The organism is Brucella sp. IR073 (assembly GCF_049065735.1).
GTDB lineage: Bacteria > Pseudomonadota > Alphaproteobacteria > Rhizobiales > Rhizobiaceae > Paramesorhizobium.
In genome coordinates this window covers 448,381-471,676 of the sequence record NZ_JBAKHD010000002.1, presented here as the reverse complement: position 1 = coordinate 471,676, position 23,296 = coordinate 448,381, and the positions used below count along the sequence as shown (strand labels likewise).

Genomic DNA, 23,296 nt, shown 5'->3' with positions numbered 1-23,296 from the left:
TAAGGGTGAGGGCAGTTGCTCACCCCAACCCTCTCTTGGCAATCATCGCGTCTGGCGTCGGCATCTTCCCGCGGAAGGCTTTGTAGAGTTCTTCCGGATCGCGGGAGCCGCCCGCCGAATAGATATATTGCTTCAGCCGCGCTGCGAGTTCTGGATTGAACGCATCGCCCGTCTCTTCGAAGGCGCTGAAGGCGTCGGCGTCGAGCACTTCCGACCACATGTAGGAATAATACCCCGCCGAATAGCCGTCGCCGGAGAACACATGGGTGAAATGCGGCGTGCGGTGGCGCATGATGATGGCATCGGGCATATTGAGTTTCTTCAGCGTCTCCGCCTCGAAGGCGAGCGGGTCAGCAACCGGGTCGCCGCTCGCATGGAACGCCATGTCCACCAGCGCGGAAGCCGTAAACTCCACCGTGTCGAAACCGGAATTGAACGTCTTCGCCGCCAGCATCTTATCGAGCAGCGCCTTCGGCATTGGCTCGTTGGTTGCGTAGTGCAGCGCATATTTCTCGAGCACCTCCGGCACGGTCAGCCAGTGCTCGTAAAGCTGCGAGGGTAGCTCCACGAAATCGCGCGACACGGCGGTGCCGGAGACAGCCGGCCATGTCACATTGGAAAGCAGCCCATGCAGCGCATGGCCGAATTCATGGAACAGCGTACGCGCGCCCTCGAGCGAGAGCAGTGCCGGTTCCCCTTTGGGCGGCTTGGCGAAATTCATCACATTGTAGATGATCGGCTCCGCCCCTCCGTCGAGCCTGTGCTGCGATTGCAAGGCACTCATCCACGCGCCCGACCGCTTCGATTGCCGGGCGAAATAATCACCCAGGAACAAGCCGCGGCGGCTGCCATCCGGGTTCTTCACTTCCCATACCCGCACATCCGGATGCCAGGTGGGAATGCCCTTCTTCTCCTCGAATTGCAGGCCGAACAGCCGCGTCGCGACGGCAAAAGACGCCTCAATGATCTTCTCCAGTTGCAGATAGGGCTTCAGTTCCGCCTCGTCGAAAGCAAAAAGCTCCGCCCGGCGCTTCTCTGCGTAATAACGCCAGTCCCATGGCGCGACCTTGTAATTGCCCCCTTCCGCGGCAATCAGCCTTTCAAGCTCGGCTTCTTCCTCCGCTGCGCGCGCCCGCGCCTTGTCCCAGACGGGCTCGAGCAGGCCCATCACCGCTTCCGGCGTCTTGGCCATGGAGTCGTCGAGCTTATAGGCGGCGAAGCTGTCATATCCGAGCAGCTTCGCCTTTTCGGCGCGCAGGGCGACCGTTTCGGCCACGATGGCGCGGTTATCAGATGCGCCGCCATTCTCGCCCCGCCGGCCCCAGGCGAGGAACGCCTTTTCACGCAGGGCGCGATTTTGCGAGAACGACAGGAACGGTTCGATCACCGCCCGCGCCAGCGTCACCGCCCAGGCATCCGGATGACCGCGCTCCTCCGCCGCGCCGCGCATGGTCTGGCGCACGAAATCCGGCAGGCCCGCCAGATCCGCCTCATCGGTGATGACAAGCGCCCAATCGGCTTCGTCCTTCAGCACGTTCTGGCCGAACTGAGCGCCCAGCGCCGCTAGCTTCTCGTTGATATCGGCAAGCCGCGCCTTGCCCGCCTCGTCGAGTTTCGCGCCGCTGCGCACGAAGCGCTTCCAGCTTTTTTCAAGGACCCGTAGCGTTTCGGCGTCGAGACCCAGCGTATCGCGCGCCTCGTAAAGCGCATCGATGCGAGCGAACAGCCGAGCGTCCATCATGATTTTCGAATAGTGCCGCGATAGTTTCGGCGCGATCTCCCGCTCCAGCTTCTGGATCGTCTCATTGGTATGCGCGCCTGCCCGCAGCCAGAAAATGGCGGAGACGTGCTGCAATGCCTTGCCGGCCAGTTGCAGCGCCTTCAGCGTATTTTCGATATCGGGCGTCTCACCGTTTGAAGCGATCGCCTCAATCTCCGCCATGTCCTGCGCCAATGCCGCCTCGAAGGCCGGGGCGAAATCCTCGTCGGAAAAGGCGGTGAAGTCTGGAAGCCCGAGCGGCCCCCTCCACTCGGCGAGGGCAGGATTGACGGCGGCTTTCGTGCTGGACATGGGCTGGGACTCCAATGGGTAGAGTAAGGCGGGTGCTTTTATCTAAGCCGCTGAATGCAGCGCCACAAGGGAAGCGGCCCTTGACTTCTGCGGGCTGCGGCAGCAAATCATGGCCAGCGTTGCTGCATTCTCCCGCAGTGGCGGTTTCGTAACGGAGTTCAACTCACAATGCCAAGCGACAGTTACAGTCGATTGTCCCAGCCGTCATCGGCAGCCGTGATCTGACCGCTTGCAAACCGGTTTGTCACGATCCTGCCCATGACGGCGGATCGACGGAAAGGCAAACCGATGACCCCCAAGAGCTTCTCCCCGGACGTCAACACCCCGGAAATCCCCGACATTGCCGCTCTTTCGGCGGTGGCGATCGCCCAGCATCTGGCCAGGATGAACCCGGGCGACGCGATCGAAGTCCTTAATGACCTCGACATTGACGACGCCATCGCCGCCATCGAGCATATGCGGCCAGAGCAAGCCGTGGATCTGCTCGACCGGCCCGAACTGCGCCGGACCGATGAGATATTCGAGAATTTGCCGCTCAACAAGGCGGGCAGCCTGCTCGACGCCATGTCGGCGGACCGTGCCACGGATATCTTCCAGGAACTGGACGAGCCCCTCCGCACCCGGCTTTTCACCGTGCTGGCCCCGGAAACCCGGGCCGCGCTGAAAACGCTGCTAGGCTTCCCGCCTGATACCGCCGGCAGCCTGATGACGACGGAGTTCATCGCCGTTCCCGCCAGCTGGACCGTTTCGCGGACGCTGCAATATATCCGCGAAGTGGAGCGTTCGCGGGAAACCATTTATGCCATCTATGTCGTCGATCCCCGCACGAAAGTGCTGGAGCATGTCGTCACCCTGCGCCGCCTCATCACCAGCGAACCGGACGCCTCCATCGCCTCCATCAGCCGCGACGGCAATCCGGTCGCCATATCGCCGCTCACCGACCGCGAGGACCTGGCGCGGCTATTTCGCAAGCACGATCTGCTCGCCGTGCCTGTTGTGGACGAGGGCAACCGCGTCATCGGCATCGTGACCGTCGATGACGTGCTCGACGCCATGACCCATGAGGCGACCGAGGATGCCTATAAGTTCGGCGGCCTGGAAGCCATCGACAAGCCCTATATGGAAATCGGCTTCCGCGAGATGATCAAGAAGCGCGGCGGCTGGCTCTCGGTCCTATTCCTGAGCGAGATGCTGACGGCGAGCGCCATGCAGCATTTCGAGGGCGAGATCGCGAAGGCCGTGGTGCTGTCGCTGTTCATCCCGCTGGTGATGAGCTCGGGCGGTAATTCCGGCTCGCAGGCGACGTCGCTCCTGATCCGCGCCCTGGCGCTGCAGGACGTGAAATTGCGCGACTGGTGGAAGGTGGCGCTGCGGGAGCTGCCCACGGGCGTCGCGCTCGGCGCGCTCCTGGGCGTCATCTGCCTCATCCGCATCGCCGCCTGGCAAGAGCTTGGCTTCTACGATTATGGGCCGCACTGGATGCTGATCGCCGCCGCCGTCGCCACCGCCCTGGTCGCCATCGTCACCTTCGGCTCCCTTGCCGGTTCTATGCTGCCCTTCATTCTCCAGAAGCTCGGCTTCGACCCGGCGAGCGCATCAGCGCCCTTTGTCGCCACGCTGGTGGATGTCACAGGGCTTGTCATCTATTTTTCGGTTGCGATGGTTATCCTCTCCGGCACCTTGCTTTAAATCGGGAGGGGCGCAATAATGCGCCCCCCCTTTCGCAAGCGCGGAAAAACCTGTATGCAGCGCCGCAAACGGCGATCGCTTGAAGCGGGCGTCTCAACTTTCAATCATTAAGAAGTGACCCCACATGCAGTTGCGCAATATCGCGATCATCGCTCACGTCGACCATGGGAAGACCACCCTCGTCGACGAGCTTCTGAAACAGTCCGGCTCGTTCCGTGAGAACCAGCGCGTCGCCGAGCGCGTCATGGATTCCAACGATCTGGAAAAGGAACGCGGCATCACCATTCTCGCCAAGGCCACCTCGGTCGAGTGGAAGGGCGTTCGCATCAACATCGTCGATACGCCGGGCCACGCCGATTTCGGCGGCGAGGTCGAGCGCATCCTCTCGATGGTGGATGGCGCGATCGTGCTGGTGGACGCCTCCGAAGGCCCGATGCCGCAGACCAAATTCGTGGTCGGCAAGGCGTTGAAGGTCGGCCTCAAGCCCATCGTCGCCATCAACAAGATCGACCGCCCGGATGGCCGGCACGAGGAAGTTATCAACGAGGTGTTCGACCTCTTTGCCAATCTCGACGCCACCGACGAGCAGCTCGACTTCCCGATCCTCTACGGCTCGGGTCGCGATGGCTGGATGAATTTCAATCCCGAGGGACCGAAGGATCAGGGTCTCGCGCCGCTGCTGGACCTCGTGCTGAAACATGTTCCGGAGCCCAGCGTCGGCGAGGAAGACGGCGCCTTCCGCATGATCGGCACGATCCTGGAAGCCAACCCCTTCCTCGGCCGCATCATCACCGGCCGCATCCATTCCGGTTCGATCAAGCCAAACCAGCCTGTCAAGGTGCTTGGTCAGGACGGCAAGCTCATCGAGCAGGGCCGTATTTCCAAGATTCTCGCCTTCCGCGGCATCGAGCGCACGCCAATCGAGGAAGCCCATGCGGGCGATATCGTAGCCATTGCCGGCCTTTCCAAGGGCACTGTCGCCGATACGTTCTGCGACCCCTCCGTCACCGAAGCGCTGCACGCGCAGCCCATCGATCCGCCGACGGTCACCATGTCCTTCCTGGTCAATGACTCGCCGCTGGCGGGCACGGAAGGCGACAAGGTGACGAGCCGCGTCATCCGCGACCGCCTGTTCAAGGAGGCCGAGGGCAATGTCGCGCTCAAGATCGAGGAAGCCGAGGGCAAGGATTCCTTCTACGTCTCCGGACGCGGCGAATTGCAGCTCGCCGTCTTGATCGAGACCATGCGCCGCGAAGGTTTCGAGCTTGCCGTCTCGCGTCCGCGCGTCGTCATGCATAAGGACGAGAACGGCACGCTGATGGAACCCATCGAAGAGGTCGTGATCGACGTCGACGAGGAGCATTCCGGCGTCGTTGTGCAGAAGATGTCCGAACGCAAGGGCGAGATGGTGGAACTGCGCCCCTCCGGCGGCAACCGCGTCCGCCTGCGCTTTTATGCCCCGACCCGCGGTCTCATCGGCTATCAGTCGGAGCTTCTGACCGATACGCGCGGCACGGCAATCATGAACCGCCTGTTCCACGACTACCAGCCCTATAAGGGTCCGATTGGCGGGCGCATCAACGGCGTGCTGCTCTCCAACGGCGCTGGTGAAGCGGTGGCCTATGCCATGTTCAATCTGGAAGATCGCGGCCCGATGATTATCGAGCCGGGCGACAAGGTCTATCAGGGCATGATCATCGGCATCCACTCGCGCGACAACGACCTCGAGGTCAATGTGCTCAAGGGCAAGCAGCTCACCAATATCCGCGCCGCCGGCAAGGATGAGGCGGTGAAGCTGACCCCGCCGATCCGCATGACGCTCGACCGCGCGCTTTCCTGGATTCAGGACGACGAGCTGATGGAAGTGACGCCGAAATCAATCCGCCTGCGCAAGATGTATCTCGACCCGAACGAGCGGAAGCGTTTTGAGAAGAGCCGCAATCCCGGCGCGGCGTGATACCTAGACAATTCCAAACGGCGCCCGCGGGCGCCGTTTTCATTCCGGCAATTCATCCTTTCATCTTAATCGGCATTTCATCACATCTGGGGATTGCCCTCGTCTCTCCACTTGCCGCCAATCGCCTCCTGCGGCATGCTTGGCCTCATGACGACGCTGACCATCGATATAAGACGTGCCGTCCTCGATGATGCGACTGCGATCGCGGATGTGCACCATGAAGCCTGGCAGGGCGCTTATGCCGGGATCATCCCGCACAAGTCGCTCAACGCCATGCTGGAGCGCCGCCGCGCGGAATGGTGGGCGCGCGCCATCCGGCTTTCCACACAGATTCTGGTGGCCGAAGCAGGCGGAAACATCGTCGGCTATGCCACGCTCGGCCCCAACCGGGCACACCAGCTGGCGCAGAAAGGCGAGATCTACGAGCTCTACATCAAGCCGGAATATCAGGGCATCGGCCTTGGCGGACGCCTGCTGCGCACCGCCCGCCGCTGCCTTGCCGATCTCGGACTTAACGGCACCGTCGTCTGGGCCCTCGAGGACAACACGCTCGCCCTCTCCTTCTATCGCAGCGCCGGCGGCCACGACATCGCCGAAGGCATAGAGTGCTTCGAAGGAAAGACGCTGAAAAAGGTCGCCTTCGTCTGGAATTAGGGGGATAAGGGAATAGGCGAATAAGGGAGCATGTTTTTGCTCGCAACATACTCCCCTGCTCCCTTATTCCCCTACTCCCTTCTCTCATTCCCGCCCGTTTCGTTTTTGTTGCGCCGCGTTATGAAACCCGTTATCAGGGCGCGAAACGAAAGGGTGCCTCCATGAATATCGATGCTATCTCAATCGGCTCCAATCCCCCCGAAGATATCAACGTCATAGTCGAAGTGCCGGTCGGCGGCCAGCCGATCAAGTACGAGATGGATAAGGAAGCGGGCGCGCTCATTGTCGACCGTTTCCTTTATACGCCGATGACCTATCCCGGAAATTACGGCTTCGTGCCGCACACGCTTTCCGAGGATGGCGACCCCATCGACGTTCTTGTCTGCAACACGCGCCAGCTGGTGCCGGGCTGCGTCATCAATGTGCGCCCCATCGGCGTGCTGATCATGGAAGACAATTCCGGCAAGGACGAGAAGATCATCGCCGTCCCCTCGCCGCACCTGACGCGCCGCTATGAAAAGGTGCACAATTACACCGACCTGCCGGAAATCACCCTCCAGCAGATCGCCCATTTCTTCGAGCACTACAAGGATCTGGAGCCCGGCAAATGGGTGAAGATCGGCGACTGGGGCGATGAGGATTATGCCCGCCAGTTCATCACCGAGGCGATCGAGCGTGCCAAGAAGATGAAGGCGGCCTGATTAAAGCATGATCCCGAAAGGTTGCAGACTTTTCAGATAAGATCATGCGGCTAAACAAAGACTTAGCCGAAATTGACAAAGCCCGTCCCCCGCGACGGGCTTTTTGCTTTTCAGGCTTTATCGATCGCCAAGGCCTGCAGCTTTTCAACCAACAGGGCGGGATCGCCCTCGATCTTCACCTGCTTCAGCCGGGATGTCGCACCCGCGACGACAGCCACGTGGGCGCCGGGGACATCAAGCGTCTTTGCCAGGAGCTTTTCGAGTGCCTTGTTGGCCTTGCCGTCTTCCGGCACGGCGCGCACACGAGCGTTGAGATAGCGACGCCCGTCCGATTGCTCGCCAATGCCTTCGACCGCATCCTTGGAGGCTTTAGGCGTCAGCCGCACGAAAAGCGTGACACCGTCCTTCTCGGGGCGAAAGAAGCCGTCGGTCACAGCAGCATGGGCGCGATGGTGGTCCACAGCAGCTGGCGGATAAAGAAGATGATCAAAAGCAGAATGATGGGGGAAATGTCGATCCCGCCGAGATCGGGCAGGATACGGCGGATCGGTCGCAGCGCCGGCTCGGTCACTCGGTAGAGGAAATCGCCGACCGAGGCCACGAAACGGTTGCTGGAATTGATGACATTGAAGGCATAGAGCCAGGAAAACACCGCCGAGGCGATGATGATCCAGGTATAGATGTCGAGCGCGAGGTCGATGGTGCGAAGCAGCGCAAGCATGGATATCTCCTTCAAGTCCCCGACTTGTAACGGTTGCCGATTGCGAGAACAAGATCAATCGGATGGCAGGCTTACCGAATGATGTCCGCCGCTCCTCCGATTTCCTTCCCGGACATGTTTTCGCCGCTCACTTTCCCTTGACATCTCCCCCTACGCTCCCCTAAATGCCGCTCGCTAAATCTTTTAGCCGCATGATTTTGCCGGGATGTCTCCGGCATTTTCCAAGCGCTGGTGGACGGGGCTGTAGCTCAGCTGGGAGAGCGCGTCGTTCGCAATGACGAGGTCAGGGGTTCGATCCCCCTCAGCTCCACCAACCGCTCCCTGGCATATCCCTCAAAATCCGTTTCAGGATCGTTCACCTGGATGGCCGTTCCTTGGCAGCCGGTCTCGTTGTTTCTTTTTCAAAAATCGCCATCTTTTGGATTTTTATTCCAAATCGCCATACTCTTGCGAACAGCAGGAACTAGGTTTTTCCTATTATTCGCCATACTATCGGGAAAATGCACCTCAGGGAGATGATCTCATGAACAAGCCCGTCACATCAGGGGAAGCGAACGCGCCGGGCCGCGGTCGCGTATATAGCTCCATCATCGAGACGATCGGCAACACGCCGCTCGTCCGCATCGACAAGTTTGCCAAGGAAAACGGCGTCGAGGCCAATCTCCTCGCCAAGCTCGAGTTCTTCAATCCGCTGGCGAGCGTCAAGGACCGCATCGGCCTTGCGATGATCGAGGCACTGGAAGAAGCGGGCAAGGCGGTTCCCGGCAAGACGGTGTTTATCGAGCCGACCTCGGGCAATACCGGCATCGCGCTCGCCTTCGCCGCCGCCGCCAAGGGCTATCGCCTGATCCTGACCATGCCGGAGACCATGTCGGTCGAGCGCCGCAAGCTCCTGAAACTGCTGGGTGCCGAGCTGGTGCTGACCGAGGGCGCCAAGGGCATGAAGGGCGCCATCGCCAAGGCGGAGGAGCTGGTTGCGGAAAACCCTGATGCCATCATCCCGCAACAGTTCGAGAACCCGGCCAACCCGGAAATCCACCGCCGCACCACGGCGGAGGAGATTTGGAATGACACCAATGGCGAGGCGGATATCCTGATTTCCGGCATCGGCACCGGCGGCACGATCACCGGCGTCGGCCAGATGATCAAGGCGCGTAAGCCTTCCTTCCGCGTGGTTGCGGTGGAGCCGAAGGATTCACCCGTCCTCTCCGGCGGCAATCCCGGCCCGCACAAGATTCAGGGCATCGGCGCGGGCTTCGCGCCGAAGATTCTCGATACGACGATTTACGATGAAGTCGTGCAGGTCTCCAACGAAGACGCCTTCGCCAATGCCCGCCTCATCGCCCGCCTGGAGGGAATTCCCGTCGGCATTTCCTCCGGCGCCGCGCTGACGGCGGCGGTGGAAATCGGCAAGCGGCCGGAAAACAAGGGCAAGAACATCGTCATCATCATCCCCTCCTTTGCCGAGCGCTATCTCTCGACGGTGCTGTTCGAGGGGCTGGAGAGCTGAGAGTTGAGGTTGTCTCCCTCCCCCTTGCGGGGAGGGTGGCCCGTAGGGCCGGGTGGGGGTGGTAAAGGCAGCGCGCTACGATTGTTATCAAAGACGCATTATTTGATCGCACATCCAAGTGCGCGTCAGGTGCTTAACGTTTCCAGATCACCTCTATCATCACCACCCCCATCCGCCCGCTAACGCGGGGTTCGTCGCTGGAAAAGCCAAATCGTTGGCTTTTCCTCGGCCTTCGGCCGAACGCTCCTCAATCCCCGCAGGGGGGAAGGAGGGTGCCAAGCCTTCTTAGTGCCGCGTGCGCGCGGCGCAGGCCGGTCCAGGTCCGCGCATATAGTGGCGCTCGGGCCGGTAGGACGGCGCCAGGAATTCACGAATAACGGTTGCGCTATGACGCAATTGAATGAGGATGCTCATCGCCCTGTCCTGTAACCTGTTGGTTTGAATTGGCATTCTCCGCAGGAGCGCGCTCCGCGATTGCCATTAAAGACAAATTTAACGGTTAAAGGTGAATTCGGAGTGAACGATGAGGGTTAACGAGACGTAAACACCGCCTACCGCGTCGGCACCGGATGCTCCCCGCGATAGTCATAGAAGCCGCGTCCCGACTTGCGCCCCAGCCAGCCGGCCTCGACATATTTGACCAGCAGCGGGCATGGCCGGTACTTGGAATCCGCCAGCCCTTCATAAAGCACCTGCATGATCGACAGGCAGGTATCGAGCCCGATGAAATCGGCAAGCTGCAAGGGCCCCATCGGGTGGTTCGCGCCCATGCGCATGGCCGTATCGATGGCATCGACCGTGCCGACGCCCTCATAGAGCGTATAGATCGCCTCGTTAATCATCGGGAGCAGGATGCGATTGACGATAAAGGCCGGAAAATCCTCCGCCACCGTTACGGTCTTGTCGAGGCTTTCCACGAAGGCGCGGGCGGCGTTGAAGGTCGCATCCTCGGTGGCGATGCCGCGCACCAGTTCCACCAGCTTCATGACCGGCACCGGGTTCATAAAATGGATACCGATGAAGCGCTCCGGCCGGTCGGTCGTGGAGGCAAGGCGGGTGATGGAAATGGAGGAGGTGTTGGTGGCAAGCAGCGCCTGCGGATTGAGAATCGGGCAAAGCTGCTGGTAGATCTTGCGCTTGACGGTCTCGTCTTCTGTTGCCGCTTCGATCACCAGATCCGCGTCGGCGAGGCCCTCCATCCGGTCCGCCATGCCGATGCGCGCCATCGCCTCGCGATGGGCCGTCTCATCGAGCTTGCCGGAGGCCACCTGCCGCGACATATTGCCGTTGATCGTGGCGATGCCGTTCTCCATCCGCTCCAGGGACGCGTCGTGCAGCGCCACATCGTAGCCGGCGATGGCGCAGACATGAGCTATGCCGCTGCCCATCTGTCCCGCCCCGATAACCCCGATCTTCCTGATTGTCGCGCCCATAGTCCACCCTAGTGTTTTCTTGTGCGATAAATTGCAAAGTAAATGGCCGGAGTAGAGTTCGTCCACCCCGGCCATCATAATTCAATCGGTCGATTATAAAAGGCTCAATGCCGGGCCCGAAAAGGAACAAAATTTTCCGTCGGGCTGGCCCAGCCTCCTAAAGCGCCTTTTCGAGCTGCGGCAGGATCTCGAAGAGATCGCCGACAAGCCCGTAATCGGCGACTTGGAAGATCGGCGCTTCCTCATCCTTGTTGATGGCGACGATGACCTTTGAGTCCTTCATGCCCGCCAGATGCTGGATCGCGCCGGAAATGCCGCAGGCGATGTAGAGATCGGGCGCGACCACCTTGCCCGTCTGGCCCACCTGCCAGTCATTGGGTGCATAGCCCGCATCGACCGCCGCGCGCGAAGCGCCGACCGCCGCGCCGAGCTTGTCGGCGACGGGCAGGATGACTTCCCTGAACTTCTCAGAAGAGCCGAGCGCGCGGCCGCCCGAAATGATGATCTTGGCCGAGGTCAGTTCCGGACGGTCGCCGCCGGAGAGCTTCGCCTCCACGAATTTCGACAGGCCCGGATCGCCGGCGGCATTGACCGTCTCGACCGGGGCCGAGCCGCCCGCGCCCGCCGCCTGGAACGAAGCGGTGCGCACGGTGATGACCTTCTTGGCATCGCTCGTCTGCACCGTCTGGATGGCGTTCCCGGCATAGATCGGGCGCTTGAATGTGTCAGGCGAAACCACTTCGATGATGTCGGAAACCTGCATCACGTCGAGGAGGGCCGCGACGCGCGGCAGAATGTTCTTGCCCGAAGTGGTCGCCGGGGCGATGATCGTGTCGTAATCGCCCGCGAGCGAGACGACGAGCGCCGCGGTCGGCTCCGCCAGCTGGTTTTCCAGTTCCGCGCTGTCGGCGAGCAGCACCTTGCGCACGCCCTTGAGCGCCGCAGCCGCGTCGGCGGCAGGCTTCGCCCCCTTGCCCGCGATGAGAATGTCGATATCCCCGCCGATCTGGGAGGCCGCCGTCAGCGCCTTTGCGGTCTGGTCGGAAAGGGTTGCGTTGTCGTGTTCGGCAACAAGAAGAATAGCCATGTGAAAATCCCCTTCCTTAAATCAGAGCACGCCGGCTTCGTTCTTGAGCTTCTCGACCAGTTCGGCGACGGAAGCCACTTTCACGCCAGCCTTGCGGCCGCCCGGCTCCTCGGTCTTGAGCACTTTCAGGCGCGGCGCAGTATCGACGCCATAATCGGCCGCCGTCTTTTCATCGAGCGGCTTCTTCTTCGCCTTCATGATGTTGGGCAGCGAGGCATAGCGCGGCTGGTTGAGGCGCAGATCGGTGGTGACGATGGCCGGCAGCTTGATCTCAACCGTCTGCAGGCCGCCATCGACTTCACGCGTCACCTTGGCCGCGCCATCGGCAAGCTCGACCTTCGACGCGAAAGTACCCTGGCTCCAGCCAAGCAGCGCAGAAAGCATCTGGCCCGTCTGGTTGGAGTCGTCGTCGATCGCCTGCTTGCCGAGGAAAACGAGCTGCGGCTGCTCCGCCTCGACCACGCCCTTCAAAATCTTCGCCACGGCGAGCGGCTCGACCAAATCATCGACCTTGACGAGGATGGCGCGGTCCGCGCCCATGGCAAGCGCCGTGCGCAGCGTCTCCTGCGACTGGGCCGGCCCGATGGACACCGCGACGATCTCCTCGACCTTGCCGGCTTCCTTCAGGCGGATCGCCTCTTCCACGGCAATCTCGTCGAACGGGTTCATCGACATCTTCACATTGGCGAGCTCGACACCCGAACCGTCGCCCTTCACCCTGATCTTGACGTTGTAATCGACGACACGCTTAACAGCGACGAGCACTTTCATGCGCTGACCCTTTCGAATGAACTTATACCGCGGATATACCGCCTGAGAACCAATACCCACTTGCCGGAAACCGGCATGAAGCCGACAAAAATGAAGGAACCGGGGCGAGACCGTAATTGCGATTGACGTTTACGTCAATCGTGGCACTTCATGCATTTTCCTCATCGGTTCTTGCCCGGCACCCACAGCACATCCAGCGCGCCATTATCATTGGCGGCACGGGCAGCGACGAACAGGAAATCCGAGACGCGGTTTATATATTGTAGCGCCGCTTCGGTCACCCGCTCGCCCGGCGTTTGGGAAAGCGCGACCATGATCCGCTCGGCCCGCCGCGCCACCGTTCGCGCCAGATGCAGCGCAGCGGATGCGGGCGTTCCCCCCGGCAGAACGAAGGAGCGCAAGGGATTGAGCGCCGCATTGAGTTCGTCGATCTCCGCCTCGACCCGCAGGACCTGCGCCTCGACGATGCGCAATGGCTCATATTTGAGCGGCTCGCCGGTGTCCGGCGTCGAAAGATCGGCGCCAAGGTCGAAAAGATCGTTCTGGATGCGGGCGAGCATCGCGTCGAGAGGGGGTAGGCTTTCGCCCGTATGCAGCCGCGCCAGCCCGATACAGGCATTCGCCTCGTCCACCGTGCCATAGGCCTCGACGCGCAGATCGCTTTTCAGCCGCCGCTCGCCATTGCCGAGCCCGGTCGTGCCGTCATCGCCGGTGCGCGTGTAGATCTTGTTGAGCCGGACCATGCAATCCTCCAAATCATGAAGCGTGGCGGGCAAAGTAAATGGCAGCCACGATCAGCGCCACCGCAATGAATTGCAACAGCACACGCAATTGCATCATCTTGTTGGAGAAATTACCATCGCCGCCGCGCACCATGTTGCGCAAGCCGATGAAGAGCACACAGGCGACGGCAAGAATCATCACCATCGCGGCTATCTTGAAGAAAACGTCCATATCCCTGGGTCCTTTTTATCCCGAAAAATTGCAGACTTCCCGGATAAGATCATGCGCTGGAATTTTGTTCAGGCTTCCCATATCACGGCGCACGTTGCAAACTGGATGTTCTCAACGGCTATTCAAGACTCGAGGTAACGCCTGCCGATGCATTTGACCCGAACGTTCCTTTGGCAGGTTTTACGCGATGCGTTCGGCCATTTCTATTCCGATGACGGTTGGGCTTTCGCCAGCCACATCACCCTTTCGGGGTTGATGGCGCTGTTCCCCTTTCTGATCTTCGCCACCTCGCTCGCAAGCTTCCTGGGGGCTAACGCGTTTGCCGACACGGCGGTTCATGTGATTTTCGATACATGGCCTTCGACCATCGCCCGGCCCATCGCGGATGAGGTGCGAAACGTGCTGAGCGTGCGGCGCGGCGGCCTTCTGACGGTCAGCGTGCTCGCCGCTGCCTATTTCGCCTCCAATGGCATCGAGGCGCTGCGGATCGCCTTGAACCGCGCCTATCGCGTCACCGATACCCGCTCCGTCATCTTCTGCCGCCTGCAGAGCCTCGGCTTCGTCATCGTCGCCACATTGGTTCTGACGGCGATCAGCATCCTCCTCGTTCTTGCCCCGCTCGGCGTCCGCATCGCGGAACATTGGTTTCCGGCCATCGCGCCCTATACGGGAAGCCTCACCATCTGGCGCTACGCCATCGCCATCGCCGTTCTGATACTGGGCCTTCTCGTCGTCCATCTCTGGCTGCCGGCCGGACGGCGCGGATTTTTGGATATTCTTCCGGGCATCGGCGTGACGCTGCTCGCCTGGCTGGTCGGCTCGATCGTCTTCGCCAAATATCTGGAGACCTTCGCCAATTACGTCTCGACCTATGCGGGCCTCGCCTCGATCATGGTGGCGATCGTCTTTCTCTACATCGTCGCGGCAATCTTCATTCTCGGCGCTGAAATCAACGCCGCCATCCTCCACTATCGCGGCGCGAGACGGGGTGACTGACGGCTAAGGCCGCGGACCGTTGCCAGCGCCACGCCGAAAGTCGTGATAGCCATGCCGACAAGCTGGATGAGATTCAGCGTCTCGCCGAAGAGGAAATAGGCCATCAGCGCCGTGGTTCCGGGCACGAGGTAGAAGAGCGAAGCGACCTTCGACACCGCGCCCTCGCGGATCAGCACCATCAACAGCAGCACCGCGCCGATGGAAAGCACGATCACCAGCCACGCCATGGCGAAGAGGAGCCAGGGCGACCAGATCACCTGATGGCTCTCGAAGGCGAGCGAGCAAATGCCGGTGAGAATGGCGGCGGCGAGATATTGCACTGTCGTGCCGGTTTTCACATCCACCTGCCCGACGAAGCGCTTCTGCCACACGGTGCCGATGCTGATGGCGAGCACGGCGAGGAACATCACCCCGATGGTCACAGCATTGATCCCGCCGGAATGGAACGAGAATTTCGGGCTGAGCACCATGACGACGCCGACGAAGCCGATGGCGAGCCCGGCCCAATGCCGCGCCTCGATCTTCTCCTTCAGCGTCACCCCTGCGATGAGCGTGGTGATGAGCGGCTGCAGGCCGACCACCAGCGCCGACATGCCGGCGGGCAAGCCCTGATGCACCGCCCAGAACACGCCGGAGAGATAGGTGCCGTGGATGAGGCATCCTGCAATTGCCGCATGGAGCGCGCCGCGCCGGTTCGGCCACGGACTTCCGCTTGCGAGCGCCCATACGCCCAGGATCGCGGCCGCGAGAAAGAACCGCACCGTCATGAAGCCGAACGGCTCGGAATAGGGCATGGCATAGCCCGCGCCGATGAAGCCGGTGGCCCAGAGGATAACGAAAAGCGCGGGGAAATATTTGACGGGCATGGGTGGCGACCTCAAGCATTTTGCAGCCAAACGCTCCGTCTGGCCTCGCAATAAATGCGGCTGAAAACGATTCGCCCCCGCCTTAATCCTCGCTGGCGGCGCGGGCCAGTTCATTATTTTGATCGCAGCATTCAGCCGGAGAATATATACCCCGCCTTGCAATCCCCCATCGCCTCATGCCATCGAATGACAGCATGAACGATCAGCGCCCAATCACCATCTATGTCGACGCCGATGCCTGCCCCGTGAAGACGGAGGTTTACCGCGTCGCGGAGCGCCATGGCGTCAAGGTCTATGTCGTCGCCAATTCCTTCATCGCGGTTCCGCGCGATCCGCTGATCGAGCGCGTGATCGTGGCTGCTGGTCTCGACGTCGCCGATGACTGGATTGCCGAGCGCGCCGGGCCGGGTGCCATCGTCGTCACATCAGACATTCCGCTGGCGAGCCGGGCGATCAATGCGGGCGCGGCGGCAATCGCGCCCAATGGCCGCGCCTTTACGCCAGACTCCATCGGCAATGTGCTTGCTACCCGCAATCTGATGGAGGGCTTGCGTTCCGCCGGACAGATCACCGGCGGCCCACCGCCCTTCGCCGCCCGCGACCGCTCGGCCTTTCTTTCCGCGCTCGACCTCGCCATCGTCCGGCTGAAGCGCGCTGGGTTTACCAGCTAGGGAGCCGAGATTCCGGTCAGGGCGAGGCGAAAATGGTGGCTTTCGAGAACCGGAGCGCAGCGTACTTTAGTACGTGAGCACCGGAAGCGCAGAAAGACGCCATTTGCAGCCCGCCCTCACCGGAATCTTTCCCGCGCCGCATCGATCAGCTTCTTCGCATCCTCGCCCGCCCAGTCCGCCGGGCCGTTCATGGCTGCGATCTGGCAGCCATCCTTGTCCACCAGCATCGTCACCGGCAGACCGAAGGCGAGGTTCTTCCTTTTCAGCTCGTTGAAGACGCCCATGGTCGGGTCGCGATAGAGCTTCAATGAATGCACGCCGGTTTCCGTCAGAAATTTCTTCGGCTTGGCATCGTCGCCCGTATCGATGTTGATGGCGACGACCTCAAAATCATCGCCGCCTTTCTCCGCCTGCAATTTGTCGAGCGCCGGCATCTCCTCGCGGCAGGGCGCGCACCAGGTGGCCCAGAGATTGACGAGCAGCGTCTTGCCCTTGAAATCGGCAAGCGTCATCTTGGCCCCATCCGGCCCGGTGAAGCCTAGGTTTCCAACGGGCTGGGGCGCTTCGGCAGGCCGCATCGCCGCCACCGAGCCGGTCGCCGCGCTGTCCAGCGCCTTTGCCGCCTCCGCCTTCAGCGCGCATTGCCTGCCATCGACCGCCGCTGCCACATTGCCAGAGGGCCGTTCCATCACGTATACCCCCACGGCACCGGCGATAAGTCCCGCTAAGCCTGAGAGCAGAAGAACCCTTCCCTTCCTCGGTTTTCCGGCATTCTCGTTGCCCGTTGCCATGTTCCTTGCAACCCTTCTCGTGTTTCCATTCGAGGCATTCAACCATGACCGAACAAAAGTCCAGCAATGAAATGTGGGGCGGACGCTTCGCATCCGGTCCCGACGCGATCATGGAAGAGATCAATGCCTCCATCGGCTTTGACCGCAAGCTCTACGCACAAGATATTCGCGGCTCGCTCGCCCATGCCGCCATGCTTGCCAAGACCGGCATTATTACGGCTGAGGACTGCGACAAAATCACCGAGGGCCTCAAGACCATCCTGGCCGAAATCGAGAGCGGGAAGTTCGTCTTCTCGCGCAAGCTCGAAGACATCCACATGAATGTCGAGGCGCGGCTGGCTGAACTCATCGGCCCCGCCGCCGGACGGCTCCACACCGCCCGCTCGCGCAACGACCAGGTGGCGCTGGATTTCCGCCTCTGGGTCAAGGACGAGTTCAACAAAACCGCCACGGCGCTGAAAAAGCTGATCGAAGCCTTCCTGGAGCGTGCCGAGGAACATGCGGCGACCGTGATGCCCGGCTTTACCCATCTCCAGACGGCGCAGCCCGTCACCTTCGGCCACCACGCAATGGCCTATGTCGAGATGTTCGGGCGCGACCTCTCCCGCGTCCGCGATGCCATGGAGCGCATGGACGAATCACCCTTGGGGGCGGCAGCGCTCGCCGGCACCGGCTTTCCCATCGACCGCCAGATGACCGCGAAGGAACTCGGCTTCCGCGAGCCGACGCGCAACTCGCTCGACAGCGTGTCCGACCGCGATTACGCGCTGGAGTTCCTCTCCATCTCCGCCATCTGCGCCACGCATCTCTCGCGCCTTGCCGAGGAGATCGTGATCTGGTCGACGCCGCAATTCAATTTCATCCGCCTTTCCGATGCCTTCTCTACCGGTTCTTCGATCATGCCGCAGAAGAAGAACCCGGATGCGGCGGAGCTCGTCCGCGCCAAGACAGGCCGCATCACCGGCTCGCTTGTCGGGCTCCTGACCGTCATGAAGGGCCTGCCGCTTTCCTATTCCAAGGACATGCAGGAAGATAAGGAAGCCGTCTTCGACGCCGCCGAAACGCTGGAACTGGCGCTCGCCGCCATGACCGGCATGGTCCGTGACCTCTCGGTAAACAGCGCAGCGATGAAGAAAGCCGCCGGCTCCGGCTATTCCACCGCCACCGACCTTGCCGACTGGCTGGTGCGCGAACTGGGCATCCCCTTCCGCGAGGCGCACCACGTTACGGGCCGTGCCGTGGCGCTGGCGGAGAGCAAAAAATGCGATCTCGCCAAGCTCTCGCTCGAAGACCTTCAATCCATCCATCCCGGCATCGCCGAGGCGGTCTTCGGCTTCCTCACCGTGGACAAATCCGTGCGCAGCCGCAATTCCTATGGCGGCACCGCGCCGGAAGAGGTGCGCCGCCAGATCCGTTATTGGAAAAAGCGCATTATCAAGGCGTGAAGTAAGGCAAAAGCGGGGTGCAACGACCCCGCTTTTCGGCTACAAAAAGGCAAATCAACGGGTTCAGGACCAACCGCATGATCAGCCGTTTCTCCATTTCGACCCTCATCATCGCCATAGGCGTGGCAAGCGTGCTGTCCGCCTGCGGCCGGCGCGGCCCTCTCGAGCCGCCGCCCACGGCTGTCGTTACTGATGAGAACGGCCATACGAAGCCGAAACCGAAAGAGGACAAGCCGTTCATCCTCGACAAGCTCATTCAGTAATTGAGCATTTTGCCGCCGGATGGACCATTCGGCGTCGCATTAAATGCGGCTAGATAAGGCTTTTCTCTCTTGAACCATTTCGAGTACCGGGACGGCGTGCTCCACGCCGAGAATGTCAGCATTGCCGACATCGCGCGCGCAGTCGGCACGCCGTTCTATTGCTATTCCACCGCCACGCTGACGCGCCATTTCCGCGTTTTCGCAGAGGCCTTCGCCGATATGGACGCGCTGGTCTGCTATGCACTGAAGGCCAATTCCAACCAGGCGGTGCTGAAAACGCTGGCAAAGCTCGGCTCCGGCGCCGATGTCGTCTCGGAAGGCGAATTGCGCCGCGCGCTCGCCGCGGGCATCCCGGCGGACAAGATCGTCTTCTCCGGCGTCGGCAAGAAGGCGAGCGAGATGGATTTTGCCCTCGCCGCCGGCATCCATTGCTTCAATGTCGAGTCTGAGCCGGAACTGGAGATTCTATCCGCCCGCGCCGTTGCGGCGGGCAGGACCGCGCCGGTTTCGCTGCGCATCAACCCGGATGTCGACGCACGCACCCACGCCAAGATTTCCACCGGCAAGGCGGAGAACAAGTTCGGCATCTCTCATGCCCGGGCGCGTGACGTCTATGCCCGAGCGGCAAATCTGCCCGGCATCCGCGTCACCGGTATCGACATGCATATCGGCAGCCAGATCACCGACCTTGAGCCGTTCGACGATGCCTTCGCGCTGTTGGCTCAGCTGGTCGCTGAGTTGAAGGCGGACGGCCACGCCATCGACCATGTCGACGTGGGCGGCGGCCTGGGGATTCCCTACCGCACCGACAACAATCCGCCTCCCCTGCCCGACGCCTATGCCGCCATTGTCGCCAAGCATATCCGCCCGCTGGGTCTGAAGACGATCTTCGAGCCGGGGCGGCTGATCGTCGGCAACGCCGGTATTCTCGTCACCGAAGTCATCTTCGTGAAGGAAGGCGACGCAAGGAACTTCATCATCGTCGATAGCGCGATGAACGACCTGATCCGCCCGACGCTCTACGACGCCTTCCACGATATCCGCCCCGTTTTGGCGCCCACGGACGGTCAGCGCCGCATCCGCGCCGATATTGTCGGCCCGGTCTGCGAGACCGGCGATTATCTGGGCCACGACCGCGACCTGCCCTATCCAAAACCCGGCGACCTCTTGGCCATCATGACGGCGGGGGCCTATGGCGCGGTGCAATCAGGCACTTACAACACCCGCCTCCTGGTGCCCGAAGTGCTTGTCGACGGCGACCGCTATCATGTGGTGCGCCCCCGCACGAGCTATGAGGACCTGATCGGCCTCGATTCGGTGCCGGATTGGCTTTGACGCGCGAAAGCCGTCATTATGGTAGATTCTCGGAACAAGCCGCGGAGACAATGAGAGGAAAGGCCTCGTCTTTGCCACGATAAGCATCTATTCTTGAGGCTTACTTTAGAGAGGCGCGCATGGCGGATCGGCTCGATGACAGCCCGGGGATGAAGAAAACCACGGCGGCAAGGCTTGCTGTCGCGCGCCGTGCCGCCTTTCTGACGCTTACCTTCGAGCGCCTGTGGCCGCTCATCCTGCCGCTCATCACGCTTGCTGCGCTTTTTGCCGCCATCGCCTGGTTCGGCCTGTTCCAATATATGCCCGGCTGGCTGCATATCGCCGTCCTTGGCATACTCGCCATCGCCGGTGCCGTTTCCCTTTATCTCCCGACGCGGCTCAAATTGCCGCTGCCTGCGGAAATCGACCGCCGGCTGGAAACCGCCAGCCTGCTTGAACATGGCCCGATTTCCGTTCAGGCCGATACGATCGCCACGGGCGATGACGACCCCTTCGCTCGCGCGCTTTGGGAAGAACACCGCCGCCGCATGGCGGAGAAGCTCAAGAACCTGCAGGGCGGCACACCGCGTCCGCGCGTTCCCGAATGGGACCCGCTCGGCGTCCGCGCCGCCGTTGCGCTTCTCTTCGTCACCGCCTTCGCCTATGCCAGCGGCCCGGATGGCGGCGCGCTTTCCGACGCGTTCCGCGTGCGTTTCGGCGCGAGCGGCCCATCGGCGCGAATCGACGCCTGGGTGACGCCGCCGCGCTATACCGGCCGCGCGCCGATTTTCCTCACCGCGCAGGAGAACAGCGGCGAAGCGGGCTTTACCGTCCCGCAAGGCAGCATCCTCGCCATCCGCGTGAATGGCGGCAACGGGCAGGAGAGCCTGACCGCCACCGGACCGGATGGGAAAACGCAGGAGATCGCCCCCGCTGCCAAGGATGATTCGGCTCCCGACAACAGCAGGAATTTCCAGCTGCCCTTGCAGGGAAAGACCGAAGTCAGCCTTTCCGGCGGTGCGAATGCCGAGTGGACCTTCAATATCATCCCGGACCGCGCGCCGCTCATCCGCTTCACCAAGGAGCCGGGCCATGCGCTCAACGGCACGCTGGAGCTTGCCTACTCGGTCGATGACGATTACGGCGCCACCAAGGGCCATGCCGAGATCGTCGAGGCGGAAAAGCCGTCCGCCAATGCGCGCCCGCTTTTCCCCGCGCCCGATGCCCCGCTCGTCCTGCCGCGCCGTGGCGCCAAGGAGGCGACGACCTCCATCGATATCACCGAGCATCCCTGGGCGGGCTCGCAGGTCCGCCTGACACTGGTGGCGGAAGACGATGCCGGGCAGATTGGACGCAGCGAAACCAAAATCCTCACGCTTCCGGAGCGCCCCTTCTCTAACCCGCTCGCCCGCGCCGTGGCCGAACAGCGCCGCATCCTTGCCCTCGACGCTAACAAGCGCGACCGCGTGCTCGACATGCTCGCCGCCATCACGCTGCGTCCGGAAGACACCATCAAGAACACGACCCATTATCTGGCGCTGCGCAGCGTCCAGTCACGGCTGCGCCTTGCCGGCAATGATGACCAGCTGCGCGATGTCGTGGCCTATATGTGGCAGGTGGCGCGCGGCATCGAGGATGGACAGCTATCCGACGCGGAAAAGCGTCTGCGGCAGGCCCAGGAAGCGCTGAAACGGGCGATTGAGAACGGCGCGAGCCCCGAGGAAATCGAAAAACTGATGGCCGAACTGCGCGAAGCCATGCAGCATTTCCTGAAGGAATATGCGGAGCGCCAGCAGCAGAGTCCCTATTCCGGCGAGATGGACCCGAACGCGCGGGTGCTGACGCAGAAAGACCTCGACCGGATGATGAACCAGATCGAGAATCTGGCGAAGCAGGGCTCGCGCGATTCGGCGCAGCAGCTTCTGTCCCAGCTCGAAAACATGATGAACAATCTGCAGATGGGCAGGCAACCGCAGCGCGGCCAGGCCCAGCAGAACCCGATGCGCCAGCAGATGAACAAGCTCGGCGAGCTGATGCGCCGCCAGCAGCAGATGATGGATGAGACCTCCCGCCTGAACAGGCAGATGCAGGAGCAGGAAAACGCCGAAGTTCCCGATGCCGGGAAATCTCAGGAGCTGGAGGAGGCCATGCGCAAATTGCAGCAGGGTCAGGCGCAGCTGCAATCCGAGCTTAACGAGATGATGAAGGGCCTGAAGGATATGGGCCTGGAGCCCGGCAAGGAAATGGGCGAGGCGGGCGAATCGATGGGCCGCGCCGGCGACGCGCTTGGCCGCGCCGAAGGCGAAACCGCCACCGACGAGCAGGCCAATGCGCTCGACGCCCTGCGGCGCGGCGCGCGCGACATGATGCAGCAGATGCAGCAAGCGATGGGCGAAAACGGCCCCGGCGGCCAGCCATCGCCCGGTAGCCGCGATCCGCTCGGCCGCCCGACCGGCCCAGGCCCGATCGACGACAGCAATGTCAAAATCCCCGAAGAGAGCGATATCCAGCGCGCGCGCCAGATTCTGGAAGAAATCCGCCGCCGCCTCGGTGATTCGTTAAGCCCGCAGATGGAAAAGGAATATCTGGAGCGGCTGCTGAAGTTCGATTGAGATTATACGGCTTGCGCCCTCCTTCCCCTTGCGGGGGAGGTGCCCGCGGAGCGGGCGGATGGGGGTGGTGACGTTTGCGCTTTTTGCTGAAAACGGGGCACACACGGGCCACCCTCCCCGCAACGGGGAGGGAGGACGCGAACCCTGATTACCCCTTCACCCACCCAACATACGGCAATTGGCGAAACGCATGGGCGACATCCATGCCGTACCCCACCACAAAATGGTCCGGGCAATCGAACCCCGTGAAATCCGCCTCGATGGCCGTCTTGCGTCGCATCGACTTGTCCAGCAGCACCGCAATCGAGACGCGCCGCGCGCCGCGCTTCAGCATCAGGTCGCGCACGAATTCCAGCGTCCGGCCGGATTCGAGAATGTCATCGATGAGAAGCACGTCGCGTCCGGTCACATCGCTCTCAATGTCGCGCAGCAGCCGAACCTCGCCGCCGGTCGTGCCCGTGCCGTAGCTCGACACGGTGATGAACTCCACATGCGGCTCGACGCCCTCGTCATGCATGGCGCGGATCAGGTCCGCCGCGAAGATGAAGGAGCCCTTCAGGATCGAGATCACCAGCAGATCGGAAAAATTCCGCTCTGCGATCTGCCGCGCCAGTTCGCGGTTGCGCGCCGCGATCTCTTCCACGCTGAACAGGACTTCTATCGATTTGCCGCCCACTTCTGGCATCGGATGATCTCGCTTTTTACGTTTTTCGTCCCGTCTTTATGCGGACTGCCGCACGGAAAACAAGATGATCGCTATAATCTGGGCCTTTCGTTACCGCATTTTAAC

Annotated in this window: 22 protein-coding genes and 1 tRNA gene; 12 read left to right on the top strand and 11 right to left on the bottom strand. The window is 61.7% G+C overall.

Annotation, left to right across the window (positions count from 1 at the left end; translation table 11 throughout):
• Nucleotides 1–19: 19 nt before the first annotated feature.
• Nucleotides 20–2,071 (bottom strand): M3 family metallopeptidase, encoded by a 2,052-nt coding sequence (locus ACOWVG_RS06060; protein ID WP_420960606.1) that lies wholly within the window; start codon nt 2,069–2,071, stop codon nt 20–22.
• A gap of 288 nt (nt 2,072–2,359) precedes the next feature.
• Between ACOWVG_RS06060 and mgtE the strand changes: the two genes are divergently transcribed.
• From mgtE to ppa, 4 genes are all read left to right on the top strand, one after another.
• Nucleotides 2,360–3,760, top strand: coding sequence for a magnesium transporter (mgtE, locus tag ACOWVG_RS06055; RefSeq protein WP_420960604.1), 1,401 nt, complete (start codon nt 2,360–2,362; stop codon nt 3,758–3,760).
• Between the two features lie 124 nt (nt 3,761–3,884).
• Nucleotides 3,885–5,717 (top strand): translational GTPase TypA, encoded by a 1,833-nt coding sequence (gene typA / locus ACOWVG_RS06050; RefSeq protein WP_420960603.1) that lies wholly within the window; start codon nt 3,885–3,887, stop codon nt 5,715–5,717.
• Nucleotides 5,718–5,864: 147 nt separating this feature from the next.
• Complete coding sequence (locus tag ACOWVG_RS06045) at nt 5,865–6,371, top strand: GNAT family N-acetyltransferase (protein ID WP_420960602.1); 507 nt, start codon at nt 5,865–5,867, stop codon at nt 6,369–6,371.
• Between the two features lie 161 nt (nt 6,372–6,532).
• Entirely contained in the window at nt 6,533–7,072 is a 540-nt protein-coding gene (ppa, locus tag ACOWVG_RS06040; protein WP_420960601.1) for an inorganic diphosphatase, read from the top strand.
• 110 nt (nt 7,073–7,182) lie between these two features.
• On the opposite strand, the gene ACOWVG_RS06035 is transcribed toward ppa, so the two are convergent.
• Together ACOWVG_RS06035 and ACOWVG_RS06030 are read right to left on the bottom strand one after the other, a co-directional pair.
• Nucleotides 7,183–7,506, bottom strand: coding sequence for a DUF167 family protein (locus tag ACOWVG_RS06035; protein ID WP_420960599.1), 324 nt, complete (start codon nt 7,504–7,506; stop codon nt 7,183–7,185).
• A complete protein-coding gene (locus ACOWVG_RS06030) occupies nt 7,503–7,793 on the bottom strand; it encodes a YggT family protein (RefSeq protein ID WP_420960598.1) in 291 nt (96 codons plus the stop codon). Before ACOWVG_RS06030 ends, ACOWVG_RS06035 begins: the two co-directional genes overlap by 4 nt.
• A 237-nt stretch (nt 7,794–8,030) precedes the next feature.
• On the opposite strand from ACOWVG_RS06030, the gene ACOWVG_RS06025 reads away from it, so the two are divergent.
• Nucleotides 8,031–8,106 (top strand) — tRNA-Ala (locus ACOWVG_RS06025).
• 210 nt (nt 8,107–8,316) lie between these two features.
• Nucleotides 8,317–9,303 carry a cysteine synthase A gene (cysK, locus tag ACOWVG_RS06020; protein ID WP_420960597.1) on the top strand — a complete coding sequence of 329 codons (987 nt, stop codon included), beginning with the start codon at nt 8,317–8,319 and terminating at the stop codon, nt 9,301–9,303.
• Between the two features lie 551 nt (nt 9,304–9,854).
• On the opposite strand, the gene ACOWVG_RS06015 is transcribed toward cysK, so the two are convergent.
• The 5 genes from ACOWVG_RS06015 to ACOWVG_RS05995 form a co-directional block, all read right to left on the bottom strand.
• Nucleotides 9,855–10,736: a 3-hydroxybutyryl-CoA dehydrogenase gene (locus ACOWVG_RS06015; protein ID WP_420960596.1), complete on the bottom strand. Its 882-nt coding sequence runs from the start codon at nt 10,734–10,736 to the stop codon at nt 9,855–9,857.
• Nucleotides 10,737–10,893: 157 nt separating this feature from the next.
• The gene (locus ACOWVG_RS06010) at nt 10,894–11,823 is read right to left on the bottom strand and encodes an electron transfer flavoprotein subunit alpha/FixB family protein (protein WP_420960595.1); all 930 of its coding nucleotides are present in this window, start codon (nt 11,821–11,823) and stop codon (nt 10,894–10,896) included.
• 21 nt (nt 11,824–11,844) lie between these two features.
• Nucleotides 11,845–12,594: an electron transfer flavoprotein subunit beta/FixA family protein gene (locus ACOWVG_RS06005; RefSeq protein WP_420960593.1), complete on the bottom strand. Its 750-nt coding sequence runs from the start codon at nt 12,592–12,594 to the stop codon at nt 11,845–11,847.
• 161 nt (nt 12,595–12,755) lie between these two features.
• Nucleotides 12,756–13,337 carry a cob(I)yrinic acid a,c-diamide adenosyltransferase gene (locus tag ACOWVG_RS06000; RefSeq protein WP_420960592.1) on the bottom strand — a complete coding sequence of 194 codons (582 nt, stop codon included), beginning with the start codon at nt 13,335–13,337 and terminating at the stop codon, nt 12,756–12,758.
• A gap of 13 nt (nt 13,338–13,350) precedes the next feature.
• Nucleotides 13,351–13,548 carry a twin transmembrane helix small protein gene (locus tag ACOWVG_RS05995; RefSeq protein ID WP_420960591.1) on the bottom strand — a complete coding sequence of 66 codons (198 nt, stop codon included), beginning with the start codon at nt 13,546–13,548 and terminating at the stop codon, nt 13,351–13,353.
• 147 nt (nt 13,549–13,695) lie between these two features.
• On the opposite strand from ACOWVG_RS05995, the gene ACOWVG_RS05990 reads away from it, so the two are divergent.
• Entirely contained in the window at nt 13,696–14,544 is an 849-nt protein-coding gene (locus tag ACOWVG_RS05990; protein WP_420960590.1) for a YihY/virulence factor BrkB family protein, read from the top strand.
• Here the strand turns inward: ACOWVG_RS05990 and ACOWVG_RS05985 are convergent.
• Complete coding sequence (locus ACOWVG_RS05985; protein WP_420960589.1) at nt 14,517–15,410, bottom strand: DMT family transporter; 894 nt, start codon at nt 15,408–15,410, stop codon at nt 14,517–14,519. The genes ACOWVG_RS05990 and ACOWVG_RS05985 overlap by 28 nt on opposite strands.
• 194 nt (nt 15,411–15,604) lie before the next feature.
• On the opposite strand from ACOWVG_RS05985, the gene ACOWVG_RS05980 reads away from it, so the two are divergent.
• Nucleotides 15,605–16,081, top strand: a complete 477-nt coding sequence (locus ACOWVG_RS05980; protein ID WP_420960588.1) for a YaiI/YqxD family protein — start codon at nt 15,605–15,607, stop codon at nt 16,079–16,081.
• A 116-nt stretch (nt 16,082–16,197) separates the two neighbouring features.
• Here ACOWVG_RS05980 and tlpA read toward each other — a convergent pair whose 3' ends face one another.
• Nucleotides 16,198–16,872: a thiol:disulfide interchange protein TlpA gene (tlpA, locus tag ACOWVG_RS05975; protein ID WP_420960587.1), complete on the bottom strand. Its 675-nt coding sequence runs from the start codon at nt 16,870–16,872 to the stop codon at nt 16,198–16,200.
• Between the two features lie 44 nt (nt 16,873–16,916).
• On the opposite strand from tlpA, the gene argH reads away from it, so the two are divergent.
• The 4 genes from argH (at nt 16,917) to ACOWVG_RS05955 (ending at nt 22,506) form a co-directional block, all read left to right on the top strand.
• Nucleotides 16,917–18,317, top strand: a complete 1,401-nt coding sequence (gene argH, locus ACOWVG_RS05970) for an argininosuccinate lyase (protein WP_420960586.1) — start codon at nt 16,917–16,919, stop codon at nt 18,315–18,317.
• A 77-nt stretch (nt 18,318–18,394) separates the two neighbouring features.
• Complete coding sequence (gene lptM, locus ACOWVG_RS05965; RefSeq protein ID WP_188823735.1) at nt 18,395–18,580, top strand: LPS translocon maturation chaperone LptM; 186 nt, start codon at nt 18,395–18,397, stop codon at nt 18,578–18,580.
• Nucleotides 18,581–18,649: 69 nt separating this feature from the next.
• On the top strand, nt 18,650–19,915 hold the full coding sequence (gene lysA, locus ACOWVG_RS05960; RefSeq protein ID WP_420960585.1) for a diaminopimelate decarboxylase: 1,266 nt from the start codon (nt 18,650–18,652) through the stop codon (nt 19,913–19,915).
• A gap of 149 nt (nt 19,916–20,064) precedes the next feature.
• Nucleotides 20,065–22,506 carry a TIGR02302 family protein gene (locus tag ACOWVG_RS05955; RefSeq protein ID WP_420960815.1) on the top strand — a complete coding sequence of 814 codons (2,442 nt, stop codon included), beginning with the start codon at nt 20,065–20,067 and terminating at the stop codon, nt 22,504–22,506.
• A gap of 148 nt (nt 22,507–22,654) precedes the next feature.
• Here the strand turns inward: ACOWVG_RS05955 and hpt are convergent, their stop codons facing one another.
• Nucleotides 22,655–23,191: a hypoxanthine phosphoribosyltransferase gene (gene hpt / locus ACOWVG_RS05950; RefSeq protein WP_420960584.1), complete on the bottom strand. Its 537-nt coding sequence runs from the start codon at nt 23,189–23,191 to the stop codon at nt 22,655–22,657.
• Nucleotides 23,192–23,296: the final 105 nt, after the last annotated feature.